Raw genomic sequence first — 3334 nt, 5'->3', positions numbered from 1 at the left:
CATGCTTATTGGGGAGTAGATTATCACTTATAGACGTGGTCTAAAATCCTAGAACCACATCAGAAGATCATACATTTAAAATTAATTTACTGCGCAATCAAATACTTCACAAATACAGATTGACAGGTCAAGAACTTCCACAGATATTAGCGTTTTTGGCGCTCTCTCCCATTGTACTTGACATTTATGACGGCAAGCTTAAAAAGTTTTAATATTCTGCTACTTATTCTGTGGCCTGCTCTCGTTACAGGTGGTTTGTTAATTGTTGCAGGAAACCTATCAGATGGTTTACGTCTAGGTTTTTTATCCCTACCAGGCGTTATTTTTACTTACTTTGCAATCACACGAAGAAATACATACTGGTATATTTTTTCTTTGTTGTGGTGGTTTATTTTTTTACTCGACTCACTGCTCAGATCAAGTACATGGTTTCTTTTTAGTAGTGATAGTGAAGCCTACTTTATTATTGAAGCGATTGCCAATACTAATCGCCAAGAAATTTGGGAATTTCTACAACTTCATTCAGTCGCAGTATCTACTGTTTTTATCAGTTTAATTATTCTCATCGCGCTGCATAGTTTTGCAGTCTTTAAATTAATTAAAGTTCAACATGTAGAGCAAATTTGGCAAAGTAAAATCTTTCGCTCATTTATCATTTTGCTTACCGTATTAAGTCTGACTAGCTATTTGATGAAACCTTCTCGCAAGGTGCATCCTCTTATTTTTTGGACAGAATATCAAACTAAGATTCAAGATTTCCGCGGGCGAGTAAAACAACATAAAAATGTACATAAGCAATGGGATTTAAGTGCTGAAAAAAACCTAGTCATGACGCGACAGGCCAAAGGTAAACAAACCCATGTCCTTGTGCTTTCTGAAAGCTTAACCAGTTTGAATCTTGGCATTTGCGGTTATCCTAGAGATACCACTCCTGAGTTGAATAAACGACTTTCAGAGATCAAAGTTTTTTGTAATGCGTTTTCGCCATCACCATCTACCATCAATGCTTTACGTGTTTTATTGACTGAAAGCCCTGCATCAGAACATAAGAAATATTCACCCGAAAGTGTATTGGCTTATGCTCGAGCAGCAGGATATAAAATTTATTGGCTAAGTAATCAAGATGATAGTTATCTATCATCATTGTTTGGTTCTTATGCGGATCAAGCTATTTATAAAAATACCCGTTCAGGTCGTAGCAGCTCATCTTTAGATGAAAATTTACTTCCCATTTACCAGCAGGCACTTGCTGATCCCGTCGAAAAGAAACTTATTATTTTACATCTGATCGGGACTCATCCTAATTACCAAGAACGCTACCCAACGACATTCAATAAATTTAATAGTAATAGTAATGATCGTGTTGAATCAGATTTAAAAGCACGAAATATCGATCCTTGGATTCTTTCCTTACGTAATGATTATGACAATGCAGTGCTATATGAAGATCATTTATTGGCAAAAATGCTGGACACTTTAAGAGCTGATCATTTACCTGATTTTAGATCTTTCACGGTAGTTTCAGATCACGGCAATGAAGTTGGACATGAACTAGATTATGCTGGTCATAGCCCAACGACCAAAGCAGGCTACCAAGTTCCTGTCATCATGTGGTCGGATAAGTTAAATTTAACAGGCGTGAATAAAGACACAAATCTCAATACTGCTGAACTGGATCAGAATTTAATGCATATCATGGGCTTGAAAGATAAATCCTCTTCCAATCATTCGTATTGGCTAGATCAAGATTATCGTTTTACACCTGAGGCAAATTGGCCCTACTGGGAAAATAAATCCTAAGAAAATTATTATCTCTCCCAGTTTGATCAATAGGTTAAGCTGGGTTTATTTTTTATCTATAAAAAATTCATAAAATTATCATCTTATTGTCATCCGTTTGATAAACTTAATTTGCACACTGACTGCTTTAATTAAATAGGACTTACGCATTGACAGATTCAAAAAAGTATTAAAATACTTTATAAAGTATCTGTGATCAGACGAATTAAACATGCTTCTACAGCAACTTGTACATTACCCATTTATATGGGCTTTCTCATGACAGAACCGAACTCTATTAGCTGCACACAACTTGCCGAGACTTATAATATCTCGCATGATAGTGTAAATCGCTTTCTAGAGCGTGAAGACTACACACCTCACGACCTATATCAAGAAGCAATTCAACATATTGATAATAATAAACTTATAGTCAGTATTGATGATACTGTTTTAGATAAACCGTATAGTCAGCATATGGACTTAGTTAGCTATTTTTGGTCAGGCAAACACCACCGATCCGTCAAAGGTATTAATCTCATTACCTTGTATGCGACAGATCAAAATGGTCAAAATATTCCAATTAATTTCCGAATTTATGACAAATCTGAAAGTAAAACCAAGAATGATTACTTTATGGATATGTTAAGTGAAGTACTCAGTTGGGGTGCAAAGATTCAATTTATTACAGGTGATAGTTGGTATTCATCGACTGAAAATCTAAAAACCATAAGAAAATATGGTATTCGATTTATGTTTGGTGTCGACAGTAACCGTAAGGTTTCCCCAGAAAAAGGACAATGGTTTCAACTGCGTTTATTGCCAGATTTCCATCAGGGTCAAGTGGTCTGGCTCAAAGATTTTGGCTTTGTACAATTATTTAAGACTCAGTTAAAAGAACAGCAGAGGTTTTATATTGTGCATCAAGATGAAGATGATTTATTGTCCTTTGAGGGTTTTCATGAATTACATTCAAGTCATTGGAAAATAGAACAATATCACCGAGTGATTAAACAGGTTTGTCATATTGAAAAGTTTCAAGTAAGACGGTCTAAACTGATTTTGAATCATATTTTTTCAGCCTTAATGGCCTACGTTGAGATACAAAAGAACCAGTTTGAGGGGATCTTTGAAAATGTATATCATTGGCAGAAGAAATTATTTAGACCAATGATCAAAAACTTCATTGATGACTTTATTCTCGATAAAAATCATCTGCTACCACAGAGAGTCTATAAATAACAGTGCGTAAGTCCTAATTTAGATATTTCTACCTGTAGAAAAGAAAATTATAAAACCTTCAAAAAGCGTGTCACAATCAAAAAGCGTGTCACAATCAATAATAAAATAAATAAAATACAATGATTTAAGTAAATTTTCTGTTTGACATGCTACTTGACATACCTTTGACATGCTTTTTTTCATGTCAGTTAAAGCGAATCCAGTAAAAAAAAAGCGTGTCACAATAGCGTGTCACAATTAGTTATAAACGTAAGTATATGATATATATTTATTTTTTTATATTATTAAAAATATTACTGACATGCTTTTTTAC

The 3334-nt window shown here is 34.3% G+C and carries 2 protein-coding genes; both read left to right on the top strand.

The genetic code is table 11. The features are described from left to right. The first annotated feature begins 186 nt into the window (after positions 1–186). Positions 187–1800 carry a sulfatase-like hydrolase/transferase gene (locus tag Q9R24_RS14895; protein ID WP_311204770.1) on the top strand — a complete coding sequence of 538 codons (1614 nt, stop codon included), beginning with the start codon at positions 187–189 and terminating at the stop codon, positions 1798–1800. A 192-nt stretch (positions 1801–1992) separates the two neighbouring features. After that, a complete protein-coding gene (locus tag Q9R24_RS14890) occupies positions 1993–3021 on the top strand; it encodes a transposase (protein ID WP_081399017.1) in 1029 nt (342 codons plus the stop codon). The last annotated feature ends 313 nt before the right edge of the window (positions 3022–3334 follow it).

Source organism: Acinetobacter sp. RRD8 (genome assembly GCF_031844225.1).
Lineage (GTDB): Bacteria > Pseudomonadota > Gammaproteobacteria > Pseudomonadales > Moraxellaceae > Acinetobacter.
The sequence above is the reverse complement of the archived record's forward strand: the minus strand, read 5'-3'. Positions and strand labels throughout refer to the sequence as shown.

Coding starts and splice junctions, on each gene's coding strand:
- Q9R24_RS14895 (WP_311204770.1), top strand. CDS start 187: ATGACGGCAAGCTTAAAAAGTTTTAATATTCTGCTACTTATTCTGTGG.